The sequence below is a fragment of the uncultured Thermosynechococcus sp. genome (assembly GCF_937958135.1).
Classification (GTDB): Bacteria; Cyanobacteriota; Cyanobacteriia; order Thermosynechococcales; family Thermosynechococcaceae; genus Thermosynechococcus.
The window spans coordinates 1-4508 of record NZ_CALGOG010000001.1 but is presented as its reverse complement, the minus strand read 5'-3'; the positions used below and the strand labels follow the sequence as shown (position 1 = coordinate 4508).

At 54.0% G+C, this 4508-nt stretch carries 5 protein-coding genes; 4 read left to right on the top strand and 1 reads right to left on the bottom strand.

Going from position 1 to position 4508, the window contains the following annotated elements:
- Positions 1 to 933: class II fructose-bisphosphatase (gene glpX / locus Q0711_RS00025; protein WP_299041224.1), on the top strand; the 933-nt coding region annotated here is incomplete at its 5' end.
- A gap of 74 nt (positions 934 to 1007) precedes the next feature.
- Positions 1008 to 1514, top strand: coding sequence for a CDP-diacylglycerol--glycerol-3-phosphate 3-phosphatidyltransferase (gene pgsA, locus Q0711_RS00020; protein ID WP_298615079.1), 507 nt, complete (start codon positions 1008 to 1010; stop codon positions 1512 to 1514).
- On the opposite strand, the gene Q0711_RS00015 is transcribed toward pgsA, so the two are convergent.
- Positions 1499 to 3157 carry an alpha/beta hydrolase gene (locus tag Q0711_RS00015; RefSeq protein ID WP_298615081.1) on the bottom strand — a complete coding sequence of 553 codons (1659 nt, stop codon included), beginning with the start codon at positions 3155 to 3157 and terminating at the stop codon, positions 1499 to 1501. The two genes, pgsA and Q0711_RS00015, sit on opposite strands and share 16 nt — an antisense overlap.
- 168 nt (positions 3158 to 3325) lie before the next feature.
- Here Q0711_RS00015 and rpiA point away from each other — a divergent pair, with 168 nt between their 5' ends.
- Entirely contained in the window at positions 3326 to 4033 is a 708-nt protein-coding gene (gene rpiA, locus Q0711_RS00010) for a ribose-5-phosphate isomerase RpiA (RefSeq protein WP_298615084.1), read from the top strand.
- Between the two features lie 139 nt (positions 4034 to 4172).
- Positions 4173 to 4508: hypothetical protein (locus Q0711_RS00005; protein ID WP_299041221.1), on the top strand; the 336-nt coding region annotated here is incomplete at its 3' end.

Genomic DNA, 4508 nt, shown 5'->3' with positions numbered 1-4508 from the left:
GATGCCATGCGCAACCGCATGAATCAAATCCATATGCGCGGTCGCATTGTGATTGGCGAAGGGGAACGGGATGAAGCCCCGATGCTCTACATCGGCGAAGAAGTGGGTATCTGTACCCGTCCTGATGCTGCCCAATACTGTAACCCCGAAGAACTGATTGAAATTGACATTGCCGTTGACCCCTGCGAAGGGACAAACCTCTGCGCCTATGGCCAACCGGGATCAATGGCAGTGCTGGCTATTTCCGAAAAAGGGGGGTTGTTTGCAGCTCCCGACTTTTATATGAAGAAACTGGCGGCGCCCCCTGCTGCTAAGGGCAAAGTGGACATTCGCAACTCGGCGACAGAAAACCTGAAAATTCTCTCGGAATGCCTTGATCGCGCCGTTGATGAATTGGTGGTGGTGGTCATGAAGCGCGATCGCCACAATGATCTCATTCAAGAAATTCGGGACGCCGGTGCCCGTGTCCAACTCATTACCGATGGCGACGTTTCGGCGGCTCTCTCCTGTGCCTTTTCTGGTACCAATATTCACGCCCTCATGGGGATTGGCGCTGCGCCCGAAGGGGTGATTTCCGCTGCGGCCATGCGGGCCTTGGGCGGGCACTTTCAAGGACAATTGGTCTATGATCCCGCGGTGGTCATGACTAAGGAATGGGCCAATCGCACCCGCGAAGGCAACCTTGAGGAGCTGAAAAAAGCCGGCATTACCGATCCCGATAAAGTCTATGAGGCGGAGGAATTAGCTTCTGGGGAAACGGTTCTCTTTGCCGCCTGTGGCATCACCCCTGGCATGCTCATGAAAGGGGTGCGTTTCTTCAAGGGGGGTGCCCGTACTCAATCGCTGGTCATTTCCACGCAGTCGAAAACAGCGCGCTTTGTGGATACGATCCACATGTTCGATAAGCAGCTGAAGTCGCTCCAGTTGTACTAAGCCCTGCAATCAGTGAAAGACTCATGGACTCCCTCCCTGCGAGGGGGTTTTCTTATTGTCTCAGGGGAATGATCATGCCCTTCAACCTAGCCACCACTCTTACCCTTGCTCGCCTGTTAATCGTACCAGTCATTGTGGGCTTGCTCTCCTTCAATGACGGTGTGGTCTATCGCTGGTGGGGGGTGGGGCTGTTTCTGGTGGCTGCCCTCACCGATTGGCTGGATGGCTATATTGCCCGCCGTTTCCATCAGGTCACAGATTTGGGCAAGGTGCTTGATCCACTGGTGGATAAGTTGCTGATCCTTGTGCCCCTTTTACTCTGTATTGAGTGGGGAGAGGTGCCCGCCTGGTCAGTGGCCTTAATTCTCTTTCGGGAACTGGGGATTGCCAGTTGGCGGGTGCAGCAACCGCAAATTCAGGGGGCAAACCTCTGGGGGAAAGCAAAAACGGTCAGTCAGATTGTGGCCGTAGCCCTACTTTTGGCTCCTTTACCTCCCAGTTGGCAAGGGGGAATTCTCACTGTCTATGGGGGGGCGATCGCCCTGACATTAATTTCGGGGGTACTTTATCTGCGGGGTTGAGTCCCAATGCGCCCCGCCAGCGCCTCCTGCAGCTGCTGGGGATTTATGTCCTCCACCCAATAGGCTTGAAAGGTTGGCTGTGCCACTTGCCCAACAAATGTTTGACTTAAGAAGGGGCGCAACCGCTCATTGTGTTGATTAAACACCCCAAAGAAGGCAGCACTCACCCCCTTGAAAAAGGGCTGAGCCAACTGCGGATTTGGGCCAATGAGATCACGGGGTACCGGCAACACCCCCGCTTCGCTAACCCCCACCGCCGAGAAGTGGGTACCGGGCACGAGCATGGCCAAATACTTGGGCTGGGCTTGCAACCACGTAAAGGGTAAGACCTGCTCCTCTAACGGTGGCGCAAAGACATCTTTGCTACTGGAAATAATCAGCGTAGGCACTTGGATATTAGCCATGCCCCGCTCGCCAATGAGGATACTGCTCACTGGATTGACGGCAATCACAGACTTGACCCGTGAATCTGCTGGGATAGAGGGAGCATTGGCAAGACCAAGACTGCGGCATTGCAGGGGCACTGAGATGTTAAAGATAAAGAGATCATTCGCCGCTGCCAGACAACGTTGTTGGACAGCGTTCCAGTCAACGGTCCCCCCCGCTGCCGCCAGTACCGTAAAGCCCCCCATCGAGTGACCAAAAAGACCGACATTGTTAGTGTCAATTTTTAGGGCAGGGTCTTTGTCAACGAAAGCCGCCACGGCATCTATGGCCAACTTTAGGTCGAGGGGGCGCTGCGCCCAGTCCTTGGGCAAATTCTCATAGTCTAGGGGCGCCCCTGAAAGGAAACTCCCAATCCGACGGGTATCAGAACCGGGGTGAGTGACTGCCAACACCGCTAGACCATAACTGGCTAAGTGCTCTGCCAAGTAGGCAAACGTTGTGCGGTCGGAGGCTAAGCCGTGGGAAATGACAATCAGAGGGGCAGGTGCAGTGATTCCCGTTGGGACATAGAGATCTGCGGGAATCGGCCCTGTGGTGCGATTGGGATTGGTAAATTCGAGCCTTTGCTTTTGCCATTGGAAAGGCCCCTTTTGCGCAGGTGTGCGTCCGCTGGCCGGCAGAGCCGTTCTGGGTTGGCGCTGCGCCAGCCGTTCGATAAACTTTTGAGTCCGCTGCTGTTGATTAATGGCACGGGTAAATGCCCCAATCGCTTTCAAGCCGAGTTCACCGTTGACTTTCAGACTCTTGCTCGGAAAGGCCTGCAACACCGATAGAAGTGTAATTCCTGAGGGAGAGGTGGCGGCAGTTTTCAGGGCTTCCCCCAGAGCTTGGGCGCCGTTGAGATCATTTTCTGTCCGAATGACTTGGCCGATACGCTCTAAAAAGGTTTGACCAATGGGACTTTTGACAAATTGACCGACGGTGGTCGGCTCTAGGTTCATCCGTGTGGTCAAGCTCTCCCGTAGGTTTGGCTCTTGATCACTGGGCAGGAGGCGAATTAAAAATCTGAGTTCAGGACTGGCATGACCCGTTTTGACAAAGGTGGCAAGGTCGCTGACTTGAATGCTAAATGTGCCAAAGGGCGGATAAACAAGGCTAATTTGTTCGGCAGCGAGGCCGGTATGTGCCCAAAATGTTGCAGCCACACCCAATAGGGGGAGCCACTGCCCTTTTTTTCCTGTGCGCGCGATCGCCATCGCCGAACCCCCTTTAGGTAATCACTAGCCCTATTGTAGTTTACAAGGTCACTTGCAATTAATTTTCAAGGACTGGCGGCCGCAGTGACCAGTTCCCCATCTTTGAAAAACGCTGTGAAGGGCTGGCGGTGTGGTATGGTGCTTTTGGAAAAAATAGGGAACCTGCGCATGAGTGAGGATGCTGTCAAACAAATGAAGCAGGCTGTGGCCAAAGCCGCTGCCGATCGCGTGCAGTCTGGAATGATTGTCGGCTTGGGCACAGGGTCAACCGCGGCCTTTGTCATCCAATTTTTGGGCGATCGCCTGCGCAGTGGAGAACTGAGTAACATTGCCGGTGTGCCCACCTCGTTTCAAGCTTCTGTCCTCGCTAAAAAGTATGGCATTCCCCTTCTTAGCCTCGATGACGTGGAGAAATTAGACCTCGCCATTGACGGCGCCGATGAAGTGGATCCCGCCAAAAACCTGATCAAGGGAGGTGGGGCAGCCCATACCCGTGAAAAAATCGTGGACTCCCTTGCCGATCAGTTCTTGGTGGTGGTGGACAGCAGTAAACTGGTGCAGAAATTGGGTTCCACGTTCCCTGTGCCTGTGGAAGTGTTACCCTTTGCCGTAGCTCCTGTGACTCGCGCCCTGAAAGCCCTTGGGGGGCAGCCCGAGCTGCGCATGGGGGTGAAAAAAGATGGCCCCGTGGTTACCGATCAGGGCAATCTTGTGCTTGATGTTAAGTTTGACGAAATTGCCAACCCCGCGGAACTGGAGAGAACCGTTAACAACATCCCCGGCGTTCTCGAAAACGGCCTTTTTGTGAATGTGGCCGACGTCATCCTAATCGGTGAGATTGTGGACGGCCAGCCCCATGTTCGTGAAATGGCCTAGCAGTTTTTCCATCCATTTCCCGCGAGGAAGGAAGAGTTATCGTCCTGTGATCAATCTCTCAATCTACCGGTGATTGAGGTCTTAGGCGGCGACAGGGTTGCCATTAATAATCGGAGTATCCACTCTATAGGAGCTTCCAATGTCTCTCCACTCCTTCAGCCGCCGGTTGGTCACAGTAGGCAGTATTGCGGTTTCAGGTTTTGTGGTTGCTACTACAGCAGCCCAAGCCAATCCCCCGATTATCGTTAACTGCAATGGTGGTGGTCAAATTTGCGACCAAATGGCTCGTTATAACTTCACCTCTGAAAGCCCAAACTTTGATTACGCCCTACAGGTCACCGCGCCTGCTACCCACTGCTCGGAAGTGAAATATTTCACCACCAATCGTCAGGGACAGCGGGTCGAAACGGAGTTCCTTGGCCCCAACCGTTCAGCCTTTTTGCCCATTGGTGACAACTGGCAACAGGGGAATCAC

Excerpts from the sequence above, each read along its gene's own strand:
- pgsA (WP_298615079.1), top strand. The coding sequence starts at position 1,008 with ATGCCCTTCAACCTAGCCACCACTCTTACCCTTGCTCGCCTGTTAATC.
- Q0711_RS00015 (WP_298615081.1), bottom strand. The coding sequence starts at position 3,157 with ATGGCGATCGCGCGCACAGGAAAAAAAGGGCAGTGGCTCCCCCTATTG.
- rpiA (WP_298615084.1), top strand. The coding sequence starts at position 3,326 with ATGAGTGAGGATGCTGTCAAACAAATGAAGCAGGCTGTGGCCAAAGCC.